This is a genomic window from Shewanella sp. LZH-2 (assembly GCF_016859145.1).
GTDB lineage: Bacteria > Pseudomonadota > Gammaproteobacteria > Enterobacterales > Shewanellaceae > Shewanella > Shewanella xiamenensis.
In genome coordinates this window covers 2,201,778-2,228,181 of record NZ_CP069350.1, presented here as the reverse complement: position 1 = coordinate 2,228,181, position 26,404 = coordinate 2,201,778, and the positions used below count along the sequence as shown (strand labels likewise).

Annotated in this window: 27 protein-coding genes; 8 read left to right on the top strand and 19 right to left on the bottom strand. The window is 44.8% G+C overall.

Annotated features, from left to right (window positions below; genetic code table 11):
• Positions 1-45 precede the first annotated feature (45 nt).
• The 4 genes from JM642_RS09970 to astE form a co-directional block, all read right to left on the bottom strand.
• Positions 46-1,647, bottom strand: coding sequence for a dihydrolipoyllysine-residue acetyltransferase (locus JM642_RS09970; RefSeq protein ID WP_203433628.1), 1,602 nt, complete (start codon positions 1,645-1,647; stop codon positions 46-48).
• A 9-nt stretch (positions 1,648-1,656) separates the two neighbouring features.
• Positions 1,657-2,634, bottom strand: coding sequence for an alpha-ketoacid dehydrogenase subunit beta (locus JM642_RS09965; protein ID WP_037418512.1), 978 nt, complete (start codon positions 2,632-2,634; stop codon positions 1,657-1,659).
• Positions 2,635-2,637: 3 nt separating this feature from the next.
• Entirely contained in the window at positions 2,638-3,816 is a 1,179-nt protein-coding gene (locus tag JM642_RS09960) for a thiamine pyrophosphate-dependent dehydrogenase E1 component subunit alpha (RefSeq protein WP_203433626.1), read from the bottom strand.
• Between the two features lie 162 nt (positions 3,817-3,978).
• Positions 3,979-5,013, bottom strand: a complete 1,035-nt coding sequence (gene astE / locus JM642_RS09955) for a succinylglutamate desuccinylase (RefSeq protein WP_172589595.1) — start codon at positions 5,011-5,013, stop codon at positions 3,979-3,981.
• Between the two features lie 279 nt (positions 5,014-5,292).
• Here astE and msrA point away from each other — a divergent pair, with 279 nt between their 5' ends.
• Positions 5,293-5,772 (top strand): peptide-methionine (S)-S-oxide reductase MsrA, encoded by a 480-nt coding sequence (msrA, locus tag JM642_RS09950; RefSeq protein ID WP_037418505.1) that lies wholly within the window; start codon positions 5,293-5,295, stop codon positions 5,770-5,772.
• Between the two features lie 121 nt (positions 5,773-5,893).
• On the opposite strand, the gene pgm is transcribed toward msrA, so the two are convergent.
• Positions 5,894-7,546, bottom strand: a complete 1,653-nt coding sequence (gene pgm, locus JM642_RS09945; protein ID WP_203433624.1) for a phosphoglucomutase (alpha-D-glucose-1,6-bisphosphate-dependent) — start codon at positions 7,544-7,546, stop codon at positions 5,894-5,896.
• Between the two features lie 70 nt (positions 7,547-7,616).
• Positions 7,617-8,168, bottom strand: coding sequence for a replication initiation negative regulator SeqA (seqA, locus tag JM642_RS09940; RefSeq protein WP_203433622.1), 552 nt, complete (start codon positions 8,166-8,168; stop codon positions 7,617-7,619).
• A gap of 292 nt (positions 8,169-8,460) precedes the next feature.
• On the opposite strand from seqA, the gene JM642_RS09935 reads away from it, so the two are divergent.
• The 6 genes from JM642_RS09935 (at position 8,461) to efp (ending at position 12,309) form a co-directional block, all read left to right on the top strand.
• Positions 8,461-9,237, top strand: a complete 777-nt coding sequence (locus JM642_RS09935) for an alpha/beta fold hydrolase (RefSeq protein ID WP_203433619.1) — start codon at positions 8,461-8,463, stop codon at positions 9,235-9,237.
• 101 nt (positions 9,238-9,338) lie between these two features.
• Complete coding sequence (locus tag JM642_RS09930; RefSeq protein ID WP_011072324.1) at positions 9,339-9,560, top strand: DUF2788 domain-containing protein; 222 nt, start codon at positions 9,339-9,341, stop codon at positions 9,558-9,560.
• Between the two features lie 11 nt (positions 9,561-9,571).
• Positions 9,572-9,844: a LexA regulated protein gene (ybfE, locus tag JM642_RS09925; protein ID WP_203433617.1), complete on the top strand. Its 273-nt coding sequence runs from the start codon at positions 9,572-9,574 to the stop codon at positions 9,842-9,844.
• Between the two features lie 55 nt (positions 9,845-9,899).
• Positions 9,900-10,427: a flavodoxin FldA gene (gene fldA / locus JM642_RS09920; protein WP_023265275.1), complete on the top strand. Its 528-nt coding sequence runs from the start codon at positions 9,900-9,902 to the stop codon at positions 10,425-10,427.
• Positions 10,428-10,519: 92 nt separating this feature from the next.
• A complete protein-coding gene (earP, locus tag JM642_RS09915) occupies positions 10,520-11,704 on the top strand; it encodes an elongation factor P maturation arginine rhamnosyltransferase EarP (protein WP_099458024.1) in 1,185 nt (394 codons plus the stop codon).
• Positions 11,705-11,748: 44 nt separating this feature from the next.
• On the top strand, positions 11,749-12,309 hold the full coding sequence (gene efp, locus JM642_RS09910; RefSeq protein WP_037418480.1) for an elongation factor P: 561 nt from the start codon (positions 11,749-11,751) through the stop codon (positions 12,307-12,309).
• Positions 12,310-12,353: 44 nt separating this feature from the next.
• Here the strand turns inward: efp and JM642_RS09905 are convergent, their stop codons facing one another.
• From JM642_RS09905 to JM642_RS20460, 9 genes are read right to left on the bottom strand one after another with little or no spacing between them, the layout of a single operon-like run.
• Positions 12,354-13,421 carry a chemotaxis response regulator protein-glutamate methylesterase gene (locus JM642_RS09905; RefSeq protein WP_037418477.1) on the bottom strand — a complete coding sequence of 356 codons (1,068 nt, stop codon included), beginning with the start codon at positions 13,419-13,421 and terminating at the stop codon, positions 12,354-12,356.
• 19 nt (positions 13,422-13,440) lie between these two features.
• The gene (locus JM642_RS09900) at positions 13,441-14,049 is read right to left on the bottom strand and encodes a chemotaxis protein CheD (protein ID WP_203433615.1); all 609 of its coding nucleotides are present in this window, start codon (positions 14,047-14,049) and stop codon (positions 13,441-13,443) included.
• Position 14,050: 1 nt separating this feature from the next.
• Complete coding sequence (locus tag JM642_RS09895; RefSeq protein WP_080612388.1) at positions 14,051-14,878, bottom strand: protein-glutamate O-methyltransferase CheR; 828 nt, start codon at positions 14,876-14,878, stop codon at positions 14,051-14,053.
• Positions 14,875-15,411 (bottom strand): chemotaxis protein CheW, encoded by a 537-nt coding sequence (locus JM642_RS09890; RefSeq protein ID WP_037429777.1) that lies wholly within the window; start codon positions 15,409-15,411, stop codon positions 14,875-14,877. Before JM642_RS09890 ends, JM642_RS09895 begins: the two co-directional genes overlap by 4 nt.
• 12 nt (positions 15,412-15,423) lie before the next feature.
• Complete coding sequence (locus JM642_RS09885; protein WP_203433613.1) at positions 15,424-17,364, bottom strand: methyl-accepting chemotaxis protein; 1,941 nt, start codon at positions 17,362-17,364, stop codon at positions 15,424-15,426.
• Positions 17,365-17,389: 25 nt separating this feature from the next.
• Positions 17,390-19,534: a chemotaxis protein CheA gene (locus JM642_RS09880; protein ID WP_275403233.1), complete on the bottom strand. Its 2,145-nt coding sequence runs from the start codon at positions 19,532-19,534 to the stop codon at positions 17,390-17,392.
• Between the two features lie 26 nt (positions 19,535-19,560).
• Positions 19,561-19,881, bottom strand: coding sequence for an STAS domain-containing protein (locus JM642_RS09875; protein WP_037418461.1), 321 nt, complete (start codon positions 19,879-19,881; stop codon positions 19,561-19,563).
• Positions 19,882-19,893: 12 nt separating this feature from the next.
• Complete coding sequence (locus JM642_RS09870) at positions 19,894-20,259, bottom strand: response regulator (protein WP_037429781.1); 366 nt, start codon at positions 20,257-20,259, stop codon at positions 19,894-19,896.
• 32 nt (positions 20,260-20,291) lie between these two features.
• Complete coding sequence (locus tag JM642_RS20460; RefSeq protein ID WP_050991390.1) at positions 20,292-21,467, bottom strand: methyl-accepting chemotaxis protein; 1,176 nt, start codon at positions 21,465-21,467, stop codon at positions 20,292-20,294.
• A 522-nt stretch (positions 21,468-21,989) separates the two neighbouring features.
• Here JM642_RS20460 and eco point away from each other — a divergent pair.
• Positions 21,990-22,541, top strand: a complete 552-nt coding sequence (gene eco, locus JM642_RS09860; protein ID WP_055647641.1) for a serine protease inhibitor ecotin — start codon at positions 21,990-21,992, stop codon at positions 22,539-22,541.
• Positions 22,542-22,759: 218 nt separating this feature from the next.
• Here eco and serS read toward each other — a convergent pair whose 3' ends face one another.
• Genes serS through lolA form a run of 4 tightly spaced genes read right to left on the bottom strand, consistent with a single transcriptional unit; the run spans position 22,760 to position 26,392 of the window.
• Positions 22,760-24,046, bottom strand: a complete 1,287-nt coding sequence (gene serS / locus JM642_RS09855) for a serine--tRNA ligase (RefSeq protein WP_037418445.1) — start codon at positions 24,044-24,046, stop codon at positions 22,760-22,762.
• A gap of 18 nt (positions 24,047-24,064) precedes the next feature.
• A complete protein-coding gene (crcB, locus tag JM642_RS09850; RefSeq protein WP_037418443.1) occupies positions 24,065-24,439 on the bottom strand; it encodes a fluoride efflux transporter CrcB in 375 nt (124 codons plus the stop codon).
• Complete coding sequence (locus JM642_RS09845; RefSeq protein WP_203433609.1) at positions 24,432-25,763, bottom strand: replication-associated recombination protein A; 1,332 nt, start codon at positions 25,761-25,763, stop codon at positions 24,432-24,434. Before JM642_RS09845 ends, crcB begins: the two co-directional genes overlap by 8 nt.
• An 8-nt stretch (positions 25,764-25,771) precedes the next feature.
• Entirely contained in the window at positions 25,772-26,392 is a 621-nt protein-coding gene (gene lolA / locus JM642_RS09840; protein WP_088585551.1) for an outer membrane lipoprotein chaperone LolA, read from the bottom strand.
• Between the last annotated feature and the right edge of the window lie 12 nt (positions 26,393-26,404).

Below are 26,404 nucleotides of genomic sequence, written 5' to 3'. Positions count from 1 at the left end.
CGTCCTTTTTTGCCGGATTGGCTGTAAGTATTGGCTGACAGCCGACTAACGCATGGCTAATAGCATATCCTGCGGTTGCTCAAGGTATTGTTTCCAAAGGTTACAGAAACGAGCAATGGTGCCACCATCGATAACGCGGTGATCGCCAGACCAACTCACTTGCATGATCTGGCGCGCTTCGACTTCACCTTTCGCATTAAAGCGCGGCAAGGTTTGCAACTTACCAAGCGCAACAATCGCCACCTCTGGCTTATTGATAATTGGTGTTGCGACTGTGCCACCTAAGGCGCCAATATTCGAAATCGAAATCGTGCCTTCTTTAAGATCCGCTGGTGCCACACGGCCGCTACGCGCAGCAGTGGTTAAGCGGGTGATCTCGGCAGCCACCTCAAGAATACTCTTATCTTGCACATCCTTCACATTGGGCACTAACAATCCCACTTTCGAATCTACTGCCATACCAATGTTATGACGCGCCTTGTAGGTGATTTCCGTACAATCAGCATTCACTTGGCTGTTAAGCACAGGGAACTGCGTTAAGGCTAATGACATGGCCTTCATAAAGAATGGCATCATGGTCAGCTTAACTTCGTCGGAGGAATACTTGGCCTTCATGCTTTCACGCAGTGCGACTAAGTCTGTCAAATCAAACTCTTCGCAATAGGTGAAGTGTGGAATGGTTGATACCGATTCGACCATCATTTTCGCCATCACGGCTTTCACGCCACGGATAGGCTCAACAATGTCACCCCGTGCAGAACTTGCCACGACGTTAGAGACGGTTGATTGAGTCACACCTGATTGAGTCGGTGCTACAACCACTGGCGCAACGGCAGGCACAGCGCCGCCCTGTGCTTGGAAGCGAGTAATGTCTTCCTTATACACACGGCCATGTTTGCCACTACCAGGTACGCGACTTAAATCGATATCTAAGGCACGTGCCATACGGCGAACGGCTGGGCTGGCTAAGGCTTTACCTTGGCGAGCAGACTCTTGCACCACACTTGCACTCGAACAAGCTGCTGGAGCGGTATTCGCAGCGCCGACGCTTGCTTCCTGTGCATGGCTGACCGGCGCACTAACGCCACCTTCAACCTCAATCGCAAATAGTGGCGCATGTACTTTCGCTAACTGGCCCTTACGGTAGTGCAACTTGACAATTTTGCCCGCTTTGATGGCGGGGATTTGCACTAAGGCTTTATCAGTCATCACATCGGCGATGGGTTGGTCTTCCACCACAGTATCGCCTTCTTGGACTAACCATTCGACCAGTTCACACTCAACAATCCCTTCACCAATATCGGGCAGCAGGAACTCTTCGACGCTGGTACCCGCCACGCAGGCTTGGCTTACGGATGTTTGAGTCGCTGTGTGCGCTTCAGGTTGAGACGCAGGCGCAGCTTCGTCAGACTCAACCTGCACGGCATACAGCGGTGCATGCACCTTAGCAATATCGCCTTTGGCGTAATACAACTTAGTCACGACTCCTGCAAAAGGCGCCGGAATTTGCACTAAGGCTTTGTCGGTCATCACATCGGCGATGGGTTGATCTTCCACAATCGTGTCGCCCTCTTGCACCAACCACTCGACTAATTCGCACTCGACAACGCCTTCACCAATGTCCGGCAAAATAAAATCTTTAATCATACCGGACTCCTAGAAGTTCACTGATGCCTTAATGGCTTCAAAGGTTTTGAGCGCATCGGGCATATATTCTTTTTCGTGGACCAGTGGATATGGGGTATCTAGACCACATACACGGCTGATAGGTGATTCTAAATACAAGAAACATTCCTGCTGAATGGTGGCCGCAATTTCACCCGCAAAACCACCCGTTAATGGCGCTTCGTGGTTGATCAATAAGCGGCCTGTCTTCTTCACAGAATCGGCAACGGTATCAACATCCCAAGGCGCGAGTGTACGCAGGTCGATAATTTCGCAGGAAATCCCCTCTTTAGCTGCCATGTCGGCCGCTTTTTCGATGATTTCCATCTGTGCGCCCCAGGCCACTAACGTGATGTCTTTCCCTTCACGCACCACTTCGGCTTTACCCAGCTCGATTTCATAATCGCCCGCAGGGACTTCCCCCACAGAAGCACGGTATAAACGCTTAGGCTCGAAGAACACCACAGGGTTTTTATCGCGAATAGAGGCTAATAATAAACCTTTGGCTTGAGCAGGATTACGCGGCACAACCACTTTTAAGCCTGGGGTTTGGGTAAAATAGGCTTCTGGCGATTGTGAATGATAATGGCCGCCCGCAATACCACCACCATAGGGTGTACGGAACACTAGACTTCCCACATTAAACTCATTACCGCTGCGGTAACGGAATTTAGCCGACTCGTTTACGATCTGGTCAAACGCCGGAAAGATGTAATCAGCAAACTGGATTTCCGCTACGGCAGTCATACCATTAGAGGCTAACCCGTTGGCAAAACCCGCAATACCTTGCTCAGTCAGTGGCGTGTTAAAGCAGCGGCTGCGACCAAACTTTTCCTGCAAACCAGAAGTTGCGCGAAACACGCCGCCAAAGTGGCCAACGTCTTCACCAAATACCACCATGCGCTCATCAGCTTGCATGGCGATTGACAAGGCCTCATTGACGGCCTGTAACATATTCATTTCTGCCACGGCTTATAGCCTCCCTGCACTTTTGGGATAGGATTGCGGATATTTCTTGATGTGTTCTTTAAGATCGCTCAGTTGCTTTTTAAGCGCAGGCGTTGGCTTGTCGTACACGTCTTCAATAATCTCATCCAGCATAGGGATAGGTAATTTTTCCGCGACTTTAACGGCGGCTAACACTTCTTCACGGTACTTTTCGTAACGCTGGACATCATCGGCTTCAGCTAACCAGCCTTTATTAATCAGCCACAACTTAAAGCGTTTGACCGGATCGTGTTGTTGCCATTTCGCCTCTTCTTCTTTTGAGCGATAACCCGAAGGATCGTCAGAAGATGAGTGGGCGCCCAGACGATAAGTCATAGCTTCAATCAACACGGGGGCATTGTGCTCAATCGCATAGGCACGCGCCTGTTGTGTCGCCGCTAACACCGCCAGCATATCGTTACCGTCGACGCGAATGGTGTGCATGCCGTAACCCACGCCACGACTGGCAATACCGTTACCGGCAAATTGCTCTTCCGTTGGGGTAGAAATGGCATAACCATTGTTACGGCAGAAGAAAATCACGGGGCATTTTAACACCGCTGCCATATTCAATCCGGCATGGAAATCGCCTTCAGATGCAGCGCCTTCACCGAAATAACAGACAGCAACATTACGTTTGCCCTGCATTTTCAGGCTATAACCGACACCTGTCGCTTGCGGAATTTGAGTGGCCAATGGCGATGAAATGGTTTGGTAGTTTAACGCCGCGCAGCCGTAGTGGATTGGCATTTGGCGACCTTTACCTAAGTCCTTCTCATTGCTGAACATTTGGTTCATAAACTGTTCAGTGGTAAAGCCGCGATAACGTAGCGCCGCATGTTCACGGTATTGCGCGAGGATCACATCTTCTTGATCAAGTGCGGCCACGCTACCGACGATCGCGGCTTCTTCACCGGTGCAGGTCATATAGAAGCTGATCCGTCCCTGACGCTGTGCGCCAAGCATACGTTCATCGAGTACTCGCGTGAACACGCAAGTATCATAAATTTTGGTGGCTAAGGCTTCATCTATTACAGGCAAAACCGCGGTTTCATAGGTAGTGCCGTCTGCTTGTAGAATTCGAAGGATAGGAATGTGAAGCGATGCCTTATCCAAGAAGCCGACACGGTGCACTGTATCAGTGTTGAGTGTTGCTTTGCTCATATTGTGCTCTTGTTATCTCGTTACGCAGCAGAAGAACCACTGCGCCTAATTTATACGAATATGCCGGATGAACATTACGTTAACGTAAACTACCTATCAACCGTTGGCACAGTTCAAACGACAACTAATCCCCTGTGGGCATGTATATAATGCTTTACAAAACTAGCGAACATCTGGCGCGACTGAAGGGATCAGGCAAATCACAGTGCGATTGCCGATGGGCACCTTAGCATTGGGGAAGACAATCGCTTCAAATTCCTGTTCGACTTTAATTTCCTGCCCACCCTCTCGGGCCAATACAAAGCCTTTAGGGAAAGCTCGGAAATTTTCGACATCGGTCGCGAAGGTAAATTCAAAATCATCAAAATGTTTGTTGATCACCCGACACACTTGATACAGATTCACCTTATCCGCTGAGAATGGCTCAAGCGCTAAGGGTTTGTCTGTGATAAGACGCATAAACATCTCTTGGGCGGCAATAAAACGCGTCATATCGTTTTGCCCCATGGGATACACCTTACCTAATTCAATGGTAAAGGCATCGGCGCCATATTGCTCGGAGGAAAAATAACTAAAAGTAGTTGTCGGCTCATGGTGAAATAACACAGTATCGACGCCACTGGCCGCTAAAAACATGATTTGCTCGGCGCTGTAAGCACGGCCGGGACGATAGGGATAAATCGCAAACTTTTCGTGTTTAGACGCCCGCATCGCCGTGTGTAAATCGTAGTGAATTCGCTGGCGCCCTGCGGCTGCGCCCTTAAAGAAGCGGTCAACATAGGCTTCTAATTTTTTTGCCCGCACCCGCTCAGGATTCACTAATCCCGGAGGATTTGAATGCTCGCCACTAAAGAGACGATTCATGTTCTCGTCGATAATGCGAGTGCCGTTATTAATCGCTAAAGGGTTACCAATAAGAAAGAGCGTGCGTTGTTTGGCGATGATTTTTTGTTGGAGAAGCTGTTTGATTAAGGTATTGCAGAGTTCGATGGGGGCGGTTTCATTACCGTGGACACCGCAGGAGAGAATGACATCCTTACCTTGGGCCTGTGCAGGCTCAAAGACGATGACGCCCGTGTCCCACACCTCTACTCGAGTATGTTCTCCTAAGGCGAAACTAAACTCATCCCCGAGGGTTTCAGGATTAGCGAGGGTCAGCGCGAGAAAATCCTTCGAATCTAACAGAGCTTGTAACACAGAATTCTCCTTATAATAGCGTGTTAGAGGCGAGTCGTTATGGCAATAACTGCCTGTTTCATTGCACTTATCACTACCCACCTTAAAAAGCGCATCCATACTAACACAAGTTTTTGGGCCGTTACTCTGTCATTCTGGTCAAACAAGCGCATTTCGCGGCAAAACAACAGCATCTTAGCCGCATTTGGTCGACATAGGATTAATTTTGTCGACACACTTGCTTTTAGGCATGAGTTTTATCACAATCCTTAGCCATCTAGACTTCTATCAGGATTTATCATGGCGTTAGCAACTTTCGGTGCCGGCTGTTTTTGGGGCGTGGAGTATTTCTTTAGACAAGTCAACGGCGTGACCAACGCGACCTGCGGCTATATGGGTGGCAATAACGAAGCGACCACCTATGAGGAAGTCAAAAAAGGTAAGACAGGCCATGCTGAAGTCGTACAAGTAGAATTTGACCCTGCGATTGTCAGTTACGACGAGTTACTGGATGTGTTTTGGAAAAACCACAACCCGACCACGCTCAATATGCAGGGCGGCGATATTGGTACTCAATACCGCAGTACCATTTTCTTCCATGATCGTGAGCAAAAAGCGGCGGCAGAAGCCTCAAAACTGGCCTTTGCCCGTTCAGGTCGTTGGGGATTACGTCATATCGTCACTGAGATTGTGCCGTTACAGCAATTCCATGTGGCAGAGGAATATCACCAAAACTATATCGATAAGAATAACTTACCAAGTTGCCATATCGAGTACTAGGCTTAGCGATTAAGCTCAAACCTGAATAATTTGACCTTACAATCGCTGCAAATAAAAACGCACTCGTAGGATTTCGATGAGTGCGTTTTTTTATCGGTAAAAAGAATGCGTAAACGCTAAATCAGGCGCTGAGGGCCTTATCGATCAGGGCTTGTGCGTCCTTAATGATATCGGCAAGATGTTGCTCACTGATAAAGCTCTCACCGTAAATCTTGAATAACGCCTCAGTGCCCGATGGCCGCGCAGCAAACCAACCATTGGCCGTGGTCACTTTAATGCCACCAATTGAAGCATTATTGCCAGGTGCATGGGTCAATACAGCCTCAATGTTCTCACCCGCCAGCGTAGTGGCGTTTAAGGTCTCGGCATTAAGCTTGGCAAATTTGGCTTTGTTCTCAAGGCTAATCGGACTATCGATACGCATGTAGAAGCTTTGACCGAACTGCGCCACTAATTCTTGATGGCGTTGACCAGGCGTTTTACCTGTGACCGCAAGCATTTCGGCTGCGAGCAGCACTAAAATAAAGCCGTCTTTATCGGTACACCAAGTCGTGCCGTCGCGGCGTAGGAAGGCCGCTCCCGCACTCTCCTCTCCGCCAAAGGCAATACTTGCATCAGCTAAACCATCGACGAACCACTTAAAGCCAACGGGCACCTCGAGTAATTTTTTGCCATGGAAGGCACAGATTTTATCGATAAGCGCGCTTGATACCAATGTCTTACCAATGGCCAAGCTAGCGCTCCATTCTGGTCTATGGGTTAACAGATAATCAATCGCTACCGCTAAATAATGGTTGGGGTCCATAAGTCCAGTGCACGGACACACGATACCGTGTCTGTCGTAGTCTGGGTCATTACCCACGCATAAATCGAAGGATTCTTTGTGAGCCAGTAAACCTGCCATCGCGTAGGGCGATGAACAATCCATGCGGATCTTGCCGTCTTTATCCAGTGACATAAAGCTAAAGCTTGGGTCGACCTTATCGTTAACTAAGGTGATATCAATGCCATAGTGCTTGGCGATCGGTGCCCAATAATGGATACCCGAACCGCCTAATGGATCGACACCCAACTTAAGTTTGGCTTTAGCAATGGCATGCATATCAACAACATTGTCTAAATCCGCCACATAAGGTGTGATTAAATCGATGGCATGCACATAACCCGATGCCAATGCATCAGCATAAGCGAGCTTATTAACGCCCTTAAGTGCAGTGCACAGGTAATCATTAGCGCGGGACTCAATCCACGCGGTGATATTGCCCTCTGCAGGACCGCCGTGGGGTGGATTGTATTTAATCCCACCATCCTGCGGCGGATTATGGGACGGTGTAATAATGAGGCCATCGCTTAAAGCTGCACCACTCAGCGCCGCTTCGCGATTAGCGCAAATAATGGCATGGGACACCACAGGTGTTGGCGTAAAACCATCATTTTGCTGAATATTCACCGTTATCTTATTGGCAGCTAACACTTCAATCGCTGACACGTAAGCCGCATAAGATAAAGCGTGGGTATCGATACCTAAAAAGAGTGGCCCTTCGATATTCACCGATTGACGATAATCGATTACGGCTTGAGTAATCGCCCAAATATGATCTTGGTTAAAGCTGCCTTGAAACGCCGAGCCACGGTGACCTGACGTACCGAACGTGACACGCTGCTCAGCGGCATCCACATTAGGTTTGATGCTGTAATAATGGCTCATCAGCTTTGGAATATTCACCAGATCCGTCTGACTCGCGGTTTGTCCTGCCCGTTGATGTATTGCCACCTGATCCTCTCCTACCGGAAAATCGGTTAATTAAATGGAAACGCCGCATCATTGCGGCGTCGATAAGTCGTTATACGCGTTCGGCAATGCCATTGGCAATTTCAGCATCACAGCCAAATTGCACCAAGGCCTCGGCTAAAATTGCCCGTTTTTTTGCAGTATTGTTATTGGTCGTTACCCAAAAACCCGTCTGGCCAATTTCCTTCGGATTTGCAGTGGCGCTGGCCTTAAGTAACTCCTCACGGGAGCGGGCAAAGTAGAGACGATCGCGCCCTTGGATCTGTAAGATTTGTGCAAACTGCGGTTTATTCAGTTGATACAGGCTCTCGAGCAAAAATAAGAATCGCCCCACAGCGCCTTTTTGCTGCTCTAACCTATGTTCATCCACCAATTGATTAAAATCAGCTACAGATACTGAGGGTTCGGCTTGTGGCGTGAATGATGGTTCAGGCGTTGCAGTCTCCAAACTCGGTTGGCTAATAGCCTGTGGCTGTGCTGGTTCAATCGCATTAACGGACAGGCCGAGTAATCGACGGAGAATGTCAGAGGCGCTCTCACCAATACGTTCCGTTTTGCTGGCAATATGACGATAGAGCTCTTCATCCACTTCGATGTATTTCATAACCTTATTATCCTTTGTTATTCGATAGGCATAACCGACAAAACGCACCACAAACGATCCTTGCGAAGGATCTGTGCGATCGTGCCCCAGTGTATCTATCTCTATCAATCTGATAAAGCATCATTAATCCAAAAATGCGTGAAATCGCACATCAAATTAGCACAACGGTATTAATCGCTGAAAAAGCCAGCAAGTTCGGGGGGATAATCCAAAAACAATGATGAAACTTGTCAAACTTAACGTATTAGGGGCACAATTCGCGCAACGTTAAGCACCACTGCGCAGGCATTTCATGAATTTTGTATCCTCAGGTCAAGGAGAGGCTGTCCTCCTTATCCATGGACTCTTTGGTAATTTAGATAATCTTAAAAGCTTAGGCCAAGTGCTCGAAGCCAATCATCAAGTCATCCGCGTTGATGTGCCAAATCACGGCTTAAGTGAACATTGGCAACAAATGGATTACCCTAGCTTAGCCAAGGCCATGGTGGATTTACTCGATGAACTCGAGCTTGAGCGTGTCCATATCGTAGGCCATTCCATGGGCGGAAAAATTGCCATGGCGACCGCACTCGCATACCCAAATAGTATCATCAGCTTAGTTGCGGCCGATATTGCGCCCGTCGCCTATCAACCTCGGCATGATGCCGTGTTTGCCGCGCTTGAAAGTTTACCCCTTGAAGGCCACACAGACCGCCGCTTCGCTTTAGCACATTTACAAGCTGGCGGAATAGATGAAGCAACAGCACAATTTTTACTGAAAAACCTCCAACGAACTGACACTGGGTTTCGTTGGAAATTGAATCTCAATGGCTTAAAAAGCTGTTATCCCAATATCATCGGCTGGCATAATCCACCTGGTAAATCCCAATTAGTGTTTGCTGGTCCGAGTCTTTTTCTCCGTGGTGGCGATTCAAACTATGTCACCGCGGAGCACCGAGACGAGATTGTGCACCAATTTCCACAAGTCCAAGCAAAAACATTAGCAGGCTGTGGCCATTGGTTACATGCGCAAAAACCTACTATTTTTAACCGGATTGTGTCTGAATTTATTGACAAACACACGGTGTAAATGACAACGATTCTCGACCTAAATCATATAGCCGACACCTTGTTGATGTGATATATTCGCGCCTCTTTTAGCCTTAGAACAATCTAGAGGACTAAGAAAGTATGTTATCTCAGTACATGGAACAAATTGAGACCCTCGGCTTGAACCTGTTTTTTGCCGCGATATTTTTCTTTATCGGCATGGCCATCCACGATGTGCTAAAACAAGGTAACGTACCGAAATTTGGTCGATTTATTGTTTGGTTAGTGTTATTTCTCGGCTGCGCCGGGTTTATTGCAAAAGGTATTATCCAGATGTCTTGGGAAGGTTCAGGCATCGGTTAAACAATAAGAACATGGCAAAAGAAGCAACAGATAGAACGACCATTGACCTTTTTGCCAATGAAAAGCGACGGGGACGCCCACGTAGCAATCCTTTGTCCCGTAGCCAGCAACTTAAGGTCAATAAGCGCAACCAGATCCAGCGGGATAAAGCCAAAGGATTAAAGCGAATAGAGTTAAAGGTGTCACAAGATTTATATGACGCCTTGAATGAGCGGGCATTGGCCAGTAACATCAGCCGAAGCCAGTTAATCGAATTAATTCTTCAGCAAAAAATAAAATGCTGAGCAATCGATAGCAGCAAGATTAACGTATAAGTGAACTAGACATAAAGGATAGACAATGGCAACTGTAGGTCTTTTTTTCGGTAGCGACACAGGCAACACCGAAGCTGTCGCCAAGATGATCCAGAAGAAATTGGGTAAGAAAATGGTTGAGGTGAAAGATATCGCCAAAAGTACCAAAGAACAGATCGCAGAATACGACCTGCTGCTGTTCGGTATCCCAACCTGGTATTATGGTGAAGCACAGTGTGACTGGGATGACTTTTTTCCTGAGTTAGAACAGATTGATTTTACAGACAAACTGGTTGCTATTTTCGGTTGTGGTGATCAAGAAGACTACGCGGAATATTTCCTCGATGCCATGGGCATGATTGGCGATATTGTTCAAGCCCGTGGTGGTATTATCATTGGACATTGGCCTACTGCAGGTTACAACTTCGAAGCTTCTAAAGGCTTAGTGGATGACGATCACTTCATCGGTTTAGGGATTGACGAAGACCGTCAACCAGAGCTGACCGAAGAGCGTGTTGACGCTTGGGTTAAGCAAATCTACGAAGAAATGTGTTTAGCAGAACTCGAAGACTAAGCCTAGTTTCATCGAGTGAGCTCTGTAAAAAAAGTGGCCCAATGCCGCTTTTTTTACATTTTTTATCCACGTAAATGAAAGCGATATTTCCAATGGTAGCTCCCCAACATCCCCACTGGGATATCTTCTGCACTGTCGTCGATAACTACGGTGATATTGGCGTTACTTGGCGTTTAGCCAAACAGTTAGTCAATGAATATCAGATCCCAATTAAGCTTTGGGTCGATGACTTAAACAGTTTTTCGCATATTTTACCGACCCTTGACCCTAACCTCACTTGCCAGATTTTTCATGGCGTGACTATCCTTCATTGGACTACGCCCTTACCTTTGGTATATGAGCCAGGCGAAGTGTTAATTGAAGCCTTCGCCTGCGAACTACCCGATGTAGTGAAGCAACAACTTGCTGAACTGCACATTAAAACACCAAAATCTGTGCCTTTATGGCTTAATTTAGAGTATTTAAGCGCAGAAGATTGGGTCGATGGCTGCCATGGTTTACCCTCGATGCAGGCAAGCGGCATTAGAAAGTATTTCTTTTTCCCGGGCTTTACACCTAAGACGGGTGGACTGATTTGTGAGCGAGAGCTATTTGCCGAGCGCGATGCATGGCAACAGGATAGTGCCAATAAGCTGCAATTATTTGACCGTCTTGGTCTTAAGGATATTAAAGCGCAAGATACTGTCTATAGCGTCTTTAGTTATGAAACCGAGTCGCTCCCAGCCTTATGTGAACTCTGGCAAGCCACGGCCAAACGCGATGCAAAAATTCACGCCCTTATCCCCAAAGGCCGCAGCTTAAACAGTTTGCAGCACATATTGCCCTGCCCTATAGAGGAATTAATACCTGGGCAGCAAATTAAACTGGGGGATTTAACCCTGCATATCTTGCCGATGACCGATCAACAGGGATTTGACCGCCTACTATGGAGCTGCGACGTTAATATTGTCCGCGGTGAAGATAGCTTCTTACGGGCCCAATGGGCGGCAAAACCTTTTATTTGGCATATTTATCCGCAAGAAGATGATTATCATCTAATAAAATTAGAAGCTTTTATTCGACTTTACTGCGATAATCTGCCCCCTGATATTGCTGACACTTGGTCTAAATTGAACGTTGCATTTAACCAAGGAGAGCAATCCGCCGTGAAAACTCACTGGCAAAACCTAAATCCAGTCTGTTTGCCACTCTTACAACATGCTAAAGAATGGCCAATTGACGCAATAAATGCTGCAGATCTTGCAACTCGGCTAGTCCAATTTGTGAAAAAAAGCTAAGATGCTGCGCTGATATAGAAAATCGACATATAGGAAATTGTGTAATGAAAACTGCTCATGAAATCCGTCCTGGTAACGTGATCATGTTTGAAGGCAGCCCATGGGTTGTACAGAAAACAGAAACAACTCGTTCTGGCCGTAACGCTGCCATCGTTAAGTTAAAGCTGAAAAACTTACTGCTTAACTCTGGTACTGAAACCACTTTTAAAGGTGAAGATAAGTTAGACGATATTATCCTAGATCGTCTGGATTGTACTTATTCTTACTTTGCTGATCCTATGTATGTATTCATGGATGCAGAATACAACCAATACGACGTAGAAGCTGAAAACTTAGGTGATGCAGCAGCTTACATCGTTGACGGTATGGAAGAAACTTGCCAAGTGACTTTCTACGAAGGCAAAGCAATTTCTGTTGAAATGCCAACCACTATCGTACGTGAAGTGATCTACACTGAGCCATCAGCTCGTGGTGATACTTCAGGTAAAGTAATGAAGCCAGCCACTATCACTGGTGGCGGCACTATCAGCGTGGCTGACTTTGTGAAAGTTGGCGACAAGATTGAAATCGATACCCGTACTGGCGAATTTAAAAAGCGCGTATAACCGCCTTTTTTCGCCAGAGAAAGCCAGTGTCCGCACTGGCTTTTTTATTCTTTGGTAAACGCAATAATTTCCTCAGCAATATTGCTTAAAGCAACCTGCCGACTGACTGCGCCGAGCTTAACAGCCTCTTTTGGCATACCATAAACCACACAACTGGCTTCATCCTGTGCTAATGTTGTGGCTCCAGCATGATGCATATCTAGCAAACCCCGAGCACCATCGTCCCCCATACCAGTCATAATTATGCCTAGGGCATTTTTACCCGCAGCATTAGCGACTGAACGAAACAACACATCAACCGAGGGGCGATGCCGACTGACCAACGGTCCGTCCTTAAGCTGAACACGATATTGAGCACCACTACGTTGTAGCAGCATGTGCTTGCCGCCGTTAGCAATGAGCACAAGACCCGGCATCACTCTATCGTTATCTTCGGCTTCTTTTACTTCCATTTCACATAAACTATTTAACCTACTAGCAAAGGCCGCCGTAAAATGCTCTGGCATATGTTGGACAACAACAATACCGGCACTTGTGCGTGGCAATGCCGTTAACACGCACTCAAGTGCATGGGTTCCACCCGTTGAAGTTCCGAGTGCAACAACCCGATCCGTCGTTTGATGTAGCGCATGGTTTGTTGATGTTAACACTACATCGGCGTTATGTTTCGCGGCGACAGGCATTTTTGTAGGGGTATTAACACGCAATTTTGATACTGAGGCTTTAGCTGCAGCACGCACGGACTGGAGTAAACGGGCTTGTGATTCCTCCAAAAATCCCTTCAATCCTAATTTAGGTTTAGTAATGATATCAACCGCTCCCGCGGCAAGTGCAGCAATAGTCACTGAAGCACCTTGCTCAGTGAGTGTTGAGCAAATCACAACAGGGGTTGGCCTTTCAGCCATCACTTTTTTTAAGAAAGTAATGCCATCCATTCTTGGCATTTCAATATCAAGAATAATGACATCGGGCCATTGCTGTTCAAATAATTTAAGCGCAAACAACGGATCCCGAGCACAGCCTAATAAGGTAATATCAGGCTGGTTAGATAACATGCTGCTGAGCACTTGTCTGACAACTGCTGAGTCATCGACTATGGCGACATTAATCACAAAGCCCCCTTAAGTCTTGTTAATCCGACCAAATCACCACCGAGTTATTAGAGGTACGCATATCTTCACTCGCTTGATTAAAATATCGGTATTCTTCATCCTGAAGTGACGCAATTTCTTCATATTTATTCTCGATTAAACTGCGATAGACCGAATAATCCGACGGATCGAAATAAATTATTCGACCAGAATGGCCTCCAAGATCTTCACTAATAACAGGGATTCGTTCACGTTGTAGAAACTGTCTAACAAAATCAATATTCATCCCGCCAATATCATAGTGATTAAGGATATTGTCAGCACACAAAGATAAAACATTCGCGCCTCCAAATATTTTACTCTGCAAATATTGCCGCTGTGCTCCTAACTTTAGCATGGCATTAATTAAGATCTCCATGGCATGAACACCATAGTAACCTGCGCGAGAATCAAGAAAATGTGTAAGCTTGCGCCGATCAGCAGCCAATAAAAAGTGATTCATTCCAATGATCTGGGCCTTGGGATCAAATAAACATACTGCCACACATGAGCCCAATAATGTCTTTATGACTTCGTTTTTCGCCGTCACATAATGCTCACCAGGGCCAATCATGATTACTGTTCTTTGATTTAAGGCTGTCTTTTCCACATCAAATCCTTTGATATATAGAAGGTTTAATCTGCTTTAACCCATGTTTTACGTGCATTAAGGATTCGGTATGTGAAATAAACAAATAACCACCGACTTTCAACTGCTTTATTACATGGTTTATGACCCTTTGCTTAGACTCAGCATCAAAATAAATCATTACATTACGAATAAAGATTAAGTCGCACATTCCGACACTTTCACAGGATTGAGTCAGATTCATCGCAAAAAAGCTAACTTTACTCTTTAAGCTTTGGTCAATTAAAAATGTACCGTTTTGCTTACCCACCCCCTTTAAGCAATACTTCTGTAATCTCTCAAAGCCGATGGCGTCATTACGTTCAAGGGGATAATGTGCCATTTCAGCCTTCGCTAGCACCCGCTGGCTAATATCAGACCCCTGCACTTGCCAGTGACCATCAATCCCTAAATGATCCGCCAACAGCATGGCCAAGCTGTAAGCCTCCTCTCCAGATGAACACGCTGCTGACCATACCTGCCAGCTTTTTTTTTGTGGATGTGTTTTTATTAGGTGTTTAACAAATTCAAAATGCTCTATTTCACGAAAAAAGAATGTTTCATTGGTCGTCAAAGCATCTATAAAATGATGATATTCAATATGTTCAGAGTGTTTTTTGACGAACTCAAAGTAATCTCCATAGTTTTCATAACCAGTTTCTTTTAGGCGTCGACATAATCGACTAGCCACCAATGATTTTTTAATGTCGCTCAAGAATATACCGGCCTCCTCATACAAAAATTGCCGGATATGTTCAAATTCCCTTTGCGTTAAGGCGGTATGTTCAAGCGGCAACGGTGAGGACTTCATAGTGCTTCATCAGTGGCATCAGCTGCATGAAAATTGAGTTGGCTAATTGCACTAATGTCGGCCACCGACAGCACATAATTGATATCAAGTAATATCATAAAATGTTCGCCAACTCGCCCCATTGCGCGAATGAAGTCAACTCTGAGATCGGCACCAAAATCCGGTGGCGGCTGTGTATGTTCATCATCAATTTCAAGGATTTCATTCACTTCATCCACTAACATCCCAATGGTTTGCTGCTCATCTTCGTGACTGACTTCTACCAATACAATACAACTTTTTTTTGAGATGACCGTTGTCAGACGCCCTAGCCTTTTTGACAAATCAATAACAGGAACGACCTTACCTCGTAAATTAATAATACCGCACAAAAATTCTGGCATCATAGGCACCCGCGTAATGCCTTCAATTTCAATGATCTCTTTTACATCTAAAATACCAATTGCAAAGGTATCATTCCCTGACTGAAAGGTAAGATATTGGGTAATATCTCCCACTGAATTGGCCTTCATCTCATTCACTAATTGATTCATGATAGGCCCCTATCAGAATCGTTCGAAATCGGTACGTTCAACATGTTGCTTAGCTTTGGCTGTCTTACGCCCAGAAGCCGCCATTACTGTTGATTTACCTTGATGAGATCTTTCACTACTGATGGCAAGTTTAAAAAACTCTACTGCGTCAAGTAGTTGATTAGCCTGACCGTTTAACTCCTCTGATGTCGCGGCTAACTCTTCTGACGCAGATGCATTCTGCTGTGTGGCTTTATCAAGCTGTAACATAGAGTCATTAATCTGGCTGATCCCAATGGCTTGTTCCTCAGAGGAGGAACTAATTTCCTGAACCAAATCAGATGTTTTTTGAATATTAGGCACAATATTAGCGATCAAGCGGCCAGCATTTTCAGCAATACCAACACTTTCACTGGCTAGTTTATTAATTTCTTGTGCAGTTAAGCTGCTGTTTTCAGCTAATTTTCTAACCTCGGAGGCGACAACGGTAAAGCCTTTACCATGTTCACCAGCACGGGCCGCCTCAATGGCCGCATTGAGACTTAATAGATTAGTTTTATATGCAATGTCTTCTATTAGGCTAATTTTCGCCGCAATCTGTTTCATTGCGGCAACGGTTTGTTCTACCGCTATTCCACCTTGTCGTGCTTCTTCAGCGGCTACCGTTGCCATATTATTGGTAACCCTAGCATTTTCGGAGTTCTGCTGGACAGATGCATTTAACTCTTCAACGGCACTGGTCGTCTCTTCGACACTAGCAGCCTGCTCTGTTGCTCCTTGGCTTAGACTTTGTGCGGTACTACTGACCTGTGAAGAAGCACTAGACAAATTATCTGCACCACTTCGAACCTGAGCAATCACAGAAGTAAGGCTATCAATCATATCAATCATCGCCTTATAAACCCCCGTCGCATTTTCACGCTGTTTTAGCTCTACCGTTAAGTCTCCGTTAGCGATTGCGCGCGCAATCGTTTCCATATCACGAGGTTCTCCGCCCAACGGTTTTTTAATTAACTTCACTAAAAACCATGCCAAGAAAATGCCGATCAAAATAGCGGCGATAGATACACTAATAACAGTGGTAAGGGTCTGCTCATTCTGTGCTTTAACAATAGGACCAAGGGCATCTTGCCTTTTTTGGATGGTTAATTTGATATCTTCAGTTTGGCGCGCAACATCAGCACCGATACGGTCGAGTTGATTTTGCACAATATCGTTTCTTTCGCTAATAGTGCTATAAACTGACTTTAACGAAGACGCATAATTGTCAATGCTGCTGGTAAATTGTAATAATTTTGATTGTGCATCTAGATCTATTGCCACAGTTTTTAAGGCAGAAAGACGCTCTCCCTTAGCTAAATCAATAGCCATCAGCGCCTGCTGTAAATCGGCATCTAAATTTGTTTCAAGGAATTTAGATGCTGCTAAACGAGCAGTCAATATCGATTCGAGTACAGAACCTGCTCGATAAGCAACATCAATCTGACCTTTATTATAGGATTGATGCATAGTGTCAGAAATCAGTTTTACAACTTCAGTTCCTTTAGGAACCAACACGTTGGTAACTTCATCATTGCGAGATTTAATCAATTTTACTACAGATTCAAAGTAATTATTGTAATCAACAATATCTTTGCGAATATCTGAAAGTTGTTGACTTAATTCAGGCTCGTTAATCTCCGTCATGGCTTTTTGAATGATGTCATTAAGAATAACATTACGTTCATTAAATACTTTATAAGCTGACTCGTTCTTCTGAAAGATATAGTCATAAGCCTGCATTTGAATTGTAAGCATATTAGCTTGGATGCGACCAGCCATATTAGAGTCGCGCGCCAACGAGCGGTAATCATTAAAACCGTCAATGGCTTTCGTTAGTCCAAAATAGGCGGCTAATGAAATCACGATCAATAGTAATAACACCAATGCATAACCACCAGAAATCTGCATGCTGAGCGTCAGTTTTTTAAACATAGTCAATATTCCTTTTCAACATAGGCTATTCATCAATCAGTGCTACATGATGATATTTTTTGGCGCTAATGCTTGCTTCAGTAATTAAACCCTGTACGTCAAGGATCAAGGCAATATCTCCCGTTCCTAAAATAGTGGCACCGCTTAATCCCTTGAGATGTTGAAACATTTTCCCTAAGGGCTTAATCACTGTTTGCTGTTCACCAAATAATTTATCGACAACTATCCCTGCTTTAGTTCGACCAAAACGAACAACAACAAGGCTTTCACGGGTATGGTTTTGATTTAAATTGGGTATATTAAAAAAACTTTTAAGTCGTATAAAAGGCATCAGTTCCCCACGCAAACTGATGTAATTCTTCTGTTGCTCATGCCATTCGCCCCGATTGAGCTCGACACATTCTTCTACCATATTCAGCGGTATCACATAGTTTTCGTTGGCAGCACCGACCATAAAACCATCAATAATGGCAAGAGTTAATGGTAATGTGATCGTCACTTTTGTACCTTTACCCAGCTCGCTATCGAGTTCAACTGAGCCGCGTAACGCTTCAATATTGCGTTTAACTACGTCCATACCAACACCTCTTCCTGACAGATTACTTGCTTTATCTTTAGTACTGAGGCCTGGTTCAAAGGCTAATTTCAAAATTTCAGAATGGCTAAGAATCTGGTTTACATCAATTAACCCCAATGCTTCAGCCTTTCTTCGAATGCGCTCAGGGTCAAGTCCAGCACCATCGTCAGTGACTTCAATAACGATATGTCCAGAATCATGGTAGGCATTTAACATCAGATGTCCCTCAGCGGATTTACCGGCCTTGAGACGAGCCTCTGGAAATTCAATACCGTGATCTAGGGCATTGCGAACAAGGTGGGTTAAAGGGTCATTAATCTTTTCAACAACGATTTTATCGAGTTCAGACTCTCCCCCTTGGATGGTCAACTCAATTTGTTTACCTAGTTCATTGCTGACATCGCGTACCACTCGCCGGAAACGTGAAAAGGTTTCACCTATCTGCACCATACGTAGTTGTAAGGCATTTTCTCTAATTTCTTGGACCAGATGTTCTACCGATCCTACTAGGTCATTAGCATCGAGAAATTGGTAACGGTCGACCATCACCTTCATCGCAGCACTTGCCGTCACCAGCTCACCAACCAAATTAATTAACTGGCCAAGACGATTAGAATCGACGCGAATAGTTTGCGCCTGCTCTCGAGCTTGAATTTGTTTTTTAAGGGCTTGCTCAACCACAGGTTTATCGACAAGTAAGTTTGCAATTAGCACTTCGCCCAGTTTTTTAGTCGTGCAGTCTTCACTCTTACCAGACTGTAAATCGAGTGATTTAGAGAGTTCTCTTTCAGTGATGGCGCCGATCGATAGCAGAATTTCACCTAGTCGCTGATTTTCAGACGGATTCAGCTGTTCAATCAGAGCTTGAAATGATTCGGAGATTTTTTGTGAAGGTAGAATCTGTATATCGCAATCATCTTGGGCAAATTCAAATACCGACTCAATTTGTTCTTTCGTACAATCTCCAGCAAAAATAATACGATAGCGTAAAAAGCAACTTTCGAAGTCACATTCTTCGAATGGCGGCAACTTGTGGCTTAAACAAATAACTTCAAGCACTTGACCTAATTGATGCAAATAACGAATAAAGCTTAATGGATCTAATCCATTACGTAGTGCATCGGCTTTAAAATCCAGTGATATAAGCCAATGGCCCGTATCAAGATAATGTCCTTCTATCCGTTCAGGGGTAATCGCCTCTGCGGCGAGAGTCTGAGGGTAACAAGGTTCAAGGTTTTCATGTTGCGCTAATTCGGCCAAAATTGACTGACTTTGAATGCAGAGTGTATTCAACTCTGCCTCATCCTCCTCTACCGCAGCATTGACCAACGCCCATGTATGATCTTTACACTTAAGGAGTAGTGCTATAAGCGCACTATCTATTTTCAATTCATTTTTGCGCAGCCTATCAATTGACGTTTCAATGGGATGAGTAAAATCAACGATGGCACGATAATTAAAAATACCCGCTGCACCTTTTATCGTGTGCATTGCTCTAAAAAGTTGATTTATTAATTCTGTACTTTCTGCGTCGACCTCTAATGACAATAATGCATCTTCCATTTCTGTCAGTAGTTCTTCCGCTTCGGTCATAAATAACTTTTGAACGTCATTAGCGGTCATAGGCGAGTCTCCGAGGATATCACTATGGTATCGTCAAATGTGCCAGACAAACCCGAAAGTGCGAGGGCATCTATTACCGCTTTGCTGTGGTGACAAAATTCTACTCGATGTGCCTCATTCAATACTTTAAGCGCCAGAAGCCACTGAAGCCCTGCGGTATCGATCTCTGTCACTTGAGAAAGATCAACACTGATGTCTACACCCGGTTGCAAATGACCGACTAATGCATCACGAAATTCCATAACACTATAGATAGTTAACTCTTCGGTTAAGTTAACCTTAATAGATAGATCTTTTAGCGCGATATTGATTGGCATACACAAATCCTTTTACGGTAAACAAAGTTTAGCTACCGCATCAAGCATTTGGGGTGGTTGAAAAGGCTTGACTACCCATGCCTTAGCTCCCGCCATGCGACCTTCTTCCATTTTATCCCGACCCGCCTCGGTGGTGAGCATAATGACTGGAGTGAATTTATAACGCGGATGTTTTTTAACTTCTTTTAAAAAGCTAATGCCATCCATATTTGGCATATTAACGTCACTGATAATAAGATTAATTTTATCGCCATTGAGTTTACTCAGTGCATCTTTACCATCACAGGCATCAATGACCTCATAACCTGCGCCCCTAAGCGCAATACTGACGACATGTCGGATAGAGGCAGAGTCATCAACTACGAGTATTCTTTTCATCTCAGTGGCCATCCTTGTTTTATAAACGTGAACTAAAAGAAGTTAATAGAACTTTTCTCTGCATGTTGATAATGGCTATCTTTTTTTGAACTATGGTGAATATGCTGTTCGGTCGCCACATACCTTTGCTTCATCATGGCAAGCAAGGAATCCACATCACCTTCAGGAATAGGTAAACCGGCTTCCCTCGCTTGCTGTTGAACACGGATTAGCTCTGTAAGCTCATCAATACTGGCGACAAGCTGTCTTAACATTTGGTCGCAGCGATCTTGAAATTGAAAATCCACTAATATTTGCTCAATTTCTCTTTTAACTTGCCGACCAAGCTCTAATGCTTGAATACCCTCATCTTTCATTTGCAAAGTACGATTTTCGAGGTGGTCAATTACACGGATGAGAATGGACTCGCCACCTTCTAGCGCTTGGCTTTCCTGTAAAGTTGCTGCATCGGTCAGCTGGTATAGCTCCGCCATACGTTGATTTAATTCAGTAATTTGCTGAGTGATCCGTTCACCTGTCTGCCCTGATTGAGCTGACAAGGTTCTGACTTCATCAGCCACTACGGCAAAGCCGCGACCCGATTCTCCGGCTCTAGCGGCTTCAATTGCCGCATTTAAGGCTAATAAATTGGTTTGTTGGGCAATTTTTCTAACTTCAGCTGCTAGTCCATCAAGTGCTTTGGTATCGTTAACTAATGCGGTTAACTGTTCTAAATGGTGCAGTTTGGCACTATTCATCTGGTTTAAGTCATTAAATAATGCTTTTAGCAGTGCTTTGTCGTCTTCTATACCTGGGGAGTGGAGTTGATCTGCGATCCCCGTTGAATTACTAGTGACTTTTTCGATTTCGCTGATAATTGAACTAAATCGCTCCGTCATATTGGCTACGCTTTGGTTCATTTGTTGGTCAACAGAGACGATATGTCCCTGCCAAACGGGTACTAAGCGGGAAATAATCGCCTCAAGTTTGGCGACTTGTTGGTCAACATGATGTCGTTTCTCTTTTTCATAGGCGAGTTGGCGAGATTGATAAAGATGAGTCGATTTGTGAATTTGTGCCCGAAGCACCCAAGCAAATCCAAAGTATGAGAGTAAAGATAAGCCTGCAAGCCACCAATGGGAGAGCCAAACGAGCCCGCAGAAGACTATAGCTCCAACAATAAAGGTCAAGGTGGTGGTAGAAAAAAGATTGCGCTCCATGCTTGTCATTTTTACTGTCTCTTTTATTTATATTTCTATTATGTTGTTACGGAAGAAACTTTTCCCTACAGATAAACGTAGTCGCTTTTTTCGTATTACGCCAAAACTCTGAGTACTTCTTGAACAAGATCACACAAAAGGCTGATTTAATTAAATAAGCCTCTAATTATCTAAATAAATTTAACATTGGGGATGAAATGACGTTCGGATTAAGTACATCGTAAGTAGTTGATGGATATCGGTCTGCTAAGTGGTATTATTTTTTGAACAGTTTTTAAGCTCAAACAAACCACAGCATCGAGACTATAAAATTTTCTATGAATGCACCATTTTTCAAAAACACAGTTCAACCCTCTAAAATTCATTGATTTTATAGCCGAATGCTAGATAAAGATCTTAAGGAAAAATGAGTTATGGGCTTAAATTTTCCGACATAAATAACCCTTTCTTGCAAGTAAGCCGTTTATAGGTACCGTAGAATGGTTGTTCCATTATCCTAGCAACCTCTTTTTAAGTCTTAAGGAGAAATGTATGAAATTAACTCAATTGCGTTATCTTGCGGTAGTACCACTGGCCTTTACGTTGCTTTCTTTTAATGCCAGTGCTGTCAGCCCGCCTCATCCAACAGGACTTAATGCCCCAATGATTAATGTTTCTCGTATGAACACCAATAATTATGCTCCAGGGGAAGCCGTTAAAATGTTCCCAGCCCCCAACAAAGGCATGGTTCAACATATTTTGACATTACCTAAGCTTGAGAATGAAGCAGACTACATGGTCGAGATCCAAATAGGCCAAACTCAACTTGTTGATTGCAATAAACATGGACTCAATGGCCAGCTTAAAGAGCTCACCGTTGAAGGTTGGGGTTATAACTACTATCAGGTCGATGAAATATCAGAAGGCCCAAGCACTATGATGGCCTGTTTTGAATTAGCCAAAAAAGAAGCATTTCTAAGGATCCCAAGTGAATTAACACTGCGTTATGACAGTCGTCTACCAAAGGTGTTTTATCTACCCGAGGGTGCAGAACTGCGCTTTAGAACGTGGAAGGCTGATTCAGCGTATCAATATTCAAAGTAATCATGTAATAAAATCAAAAAGAAGGGATATCTATTGCAGATACCCCTTTTCATTTTGAGTCTTAACATTGAGTCGTGCTAATTGACGTTTTCTAACACAACCCAGACAGCTTTACCTAAGGTTGCGAGCATCACAGCGCAAAATATGGCGATGACCGCAGTATAGGAAAGCCAACGAAGATAGCGTTGACCTTTATCCATGGTATTGTGTTATGTCAATTAACCGATCTGTGTGAGTCCGCCCATGTATGGACGCAGCGCCTCAGGGATAGTCACGCTACCATCAGCATTTTGATAGTTTTCCAAAATTGCAACTAAGGTACGACCTACCGCAAGACCAGAGCCATTTAAGGTATGTAATAATGCGGGTTTGTTATCAGCCTTAACACGGTAACGCGCTTGCATACGGCGCGCTTGGAAATCCTTCATATTTGAGCATGAAGAGATCTCACGGTAAGTGTTTTGTCCAGGTAACCACACTTCAATATCGTAGGTCTTGCTTGAGCCAAAACCCATATCACCGGTACAAAGCACCACTGTACGATATGGTAAGCCTAAGCGTTGTAAAACCGTTTCCGCATGGCCAGTCAACACTTCGAGTGCAGCCATTGAATCTTCTGGCTTAACTAGCTGTACTAATTCCACTTTATCAAACTGATGTTGACGAATTAAGCCACGGGTATCTTTACCGTAAGACCCTGCTTCACTACGGAAACACGCGGTATGTGCGGTTAATTTAATGGGTAACTCATCTTCATCAACGATGGTATCACGCACTAAGTTGGTTAATGGCACTTCTGCGGTTGGAATAAGGCTTAAGCCTTGGCCTTCTTCGGTCGCAGGTTTTGTGTGGAATAAATCCTCACCAAACTTAGGTAATTGGCCTGTACCCAATAAGCTTGCTTCGTTAACCAGTAATGGCACGTAGGCTTCGGTATAACCATGCTCAGTGGTGTGCAGATCTAGCATGAACTGCCCTAATGCACGATTTAAACGGGCAATTTGGCCTTTCATCACGATAAAGCGTGAGCCAGTGATTTTCACTGCGCTCTTAAAATCTAAACCGTTTAGGCCTTCACCTAAATCGATATGATCTTTAACGGGGAAATCGAAGCTGCGTGGCGTGCCCCAACGACGGATTTCGACGTTTTCAGTCTCGTCAGCACCGATAGGCGCAGACTCATCTGGCAGGTTTGGCATCGACATAGCAATCGCGTTCACTTCTTCAAGTACCGCGGCCAGCTCGACTTTCTTCGCATCTAATTGCGCACCTAAATCGCCTACCTGCGCCATGATGGCATCCACATCTTCGCCGCGGGATTTAGCTTGTCCGATGGACTTGGAAATAGCATTACGCGAGGCTTGCAGCTCTTCCGTTGCCACTTGCAGTGACTTACGTTTTTCTTCTAATTGGGTGAGATGAGCGACATCTAAAATAAAACCACGGGTAGCTAATCGCTCAGCGGTCACTGCTAATTCGTTGCGCAAAAATTTAGGATCTAACATGTGATATATTCTTAATAGTTAAATGCGAGAAAAAACCAGTTGTTGACCTAAGTAAACCATAAACAAACATAGACTTAGGTTCAACACCACATTCAAAGCTGCCTTCAACCAATCTCCTTCTTGCATCAGCAATAAAGTTTCGTTTGAGAAGGTTGAAAACGTTGTCAAAGCACCTAACAGGCCAACACCAATTAGTGCTTTGAGTTCTGGGCTGATATGACTCAATTGTCCCAGTGCGTAAATGACGCCCATTAAAAATGAACCAAGGACATTGACCAACAGTGTACCAAAAGGAAAACTGCTGCCAAATACTTGGATCATGAATATTGAAATAAGATAGCGAAAAACCGCACCAATGGAACCACCTAAGGCCACAAGTATGAGATTATTCATACCTTTTTCTCCCACTGGCTTGATCTAATTGCGCTAATTGCGCCAATTTGTCCTTAATCCGCTTCTCAAATCCGCGTTCAGTCGGGAAATAAAATTGCGATGCTTGTAAGGATTCGGGGAAATAATTCTCACCGCTGGCATAGGCATTGGGTTCATCGTGGGCATAACGATACTCGGCGCCAAAACCCATTTCCGCCATGAGTTTTGTGGGTGCATTACGTAAATGATAAGGCACGGCCTCTTGGCCCGTTTCGCGCGCCAGCGCCCTCGCCGCTTTAAAGGCTGTATACACGGCATTACTTTTAGGCGCACTGGCTAAATACACAATCGCTTGGGCAATCGCCCGCTCACCTTCGGCAGGACCTACGCGGTGAAAACAATCCCAGGCATTGAGCGCAATGGTCATGGCAGCAGGATCTGCGTTGCCCACATCTTCTGAGGCTATGGCTAATAAGCGTCTGGCGACATATAGCGGATCGCCGCCGCCTTCTAAAATGCGGCAAAACCAATAGAGCGCGGCATCCGGCGCCGAGCCGCGAATCGATTTGTGTACAGCCGAAATCAAATCGTAAAACTGATCGCCATTTTTATCGAACCCCGCCACTTGATGGCCTGCGACTTGTACTAGCATCTCGATGGTAAAACTGCCACCATCGGCCACCATATCGCTCATCAACTCAAGCAGGTTCAGCGCCTTACGCGCATCGCCATCACATAACTGCGCCAGTTTATTGAGCACATCATTTGGCATAATTAACTGTCGTTGCCCTAAGCCACGCTCTGTATCCGTTAAGGCTTGGGTGATGATATGCACTATCTCGTCTTGGCTTAAGCGCTTAATTAGATAAACACGCGCCCGCGACAGTAAGGCATTATTGATTTCAAATGAAGGGTTTTCCGTGGTCGCCCCAATAAAAATCACAGTGCCATCTTCAATAAAGGGCAAAAAGGCGTCCTGTTGACTCTTATTAAAGCGATGCACTTCATCAACAAATAACAAGGTACGTTGGCCACGGGATTGAGCAATCGCTTGCGCTTGCTCAATGGCGGCGCGAATATCTTTTACACCCGACGTGACCGCCGAAATACGTTCGACATGGGCATTAGAATAATGGGCGATAAGTTCGGCAAGGGTCGTTTTACCAGTACCCGGCGGTCCCCATAACATCATCGAATGGGCGCGGCCCGCTTCTAATGCTTGGCGTAGTGGTTGGCCCTCACCTAACAAATGGGCTTGACCTATGTACTCAGCTATCGTCCTTGGGCGCATACGCGCGGCCAAAGGACGAAAATCGGGCGCAAAATTAAACGATAAACTACTCACTCGCTAACCTATTGGGGTTTAACACGTTGGTCATCAACATCAACGTTATCAGGCAACACAAACTTAAACAGCGCTTTATCCGCAGAACTAATAGTGTGTTGGTTGCTTAAGTCAAACTGGCTCAGATTGCCTTTATCATCGAGTACATTAAATTTATTCAGTGTGCCTTTGTTAAAACACACATTAACCGCAGAAATACCAGCGTCCATCGACTTAGGTTTGATTTCATAACAGTCTTGCTTCTTGGTCACGCTATATTGCGACCAAGTGGCATCATCGCGGTGAACTAATAAAGCGATAGGCGATGCATTAATAGCTTCAGCAAAATCCATAATCACAACTTCCTCGGCAAAGGGGTTGTAGATCCATAAGTCTTTACCGTCGGCGACAATTTTAGACTCATCGGGCGCCGTTAAATGCCAATAAAACTGATTAGGGTGAGCAAGTGCAAATACGCCAGCACCGCTTTGGATAACTTTTTTATTCACATCGGTAACGGTTTGCTTAAAATCCGCCTTAAGGGACTCCGTGCCGTTTAAGGTTTCGCGTAATTGCTTAGCATCATCGGCCAACACTGCATTGCTGTATAACAATGGTGATAACAACACAGCACACAACAGTTTTTTCATAGGTATCCTTTG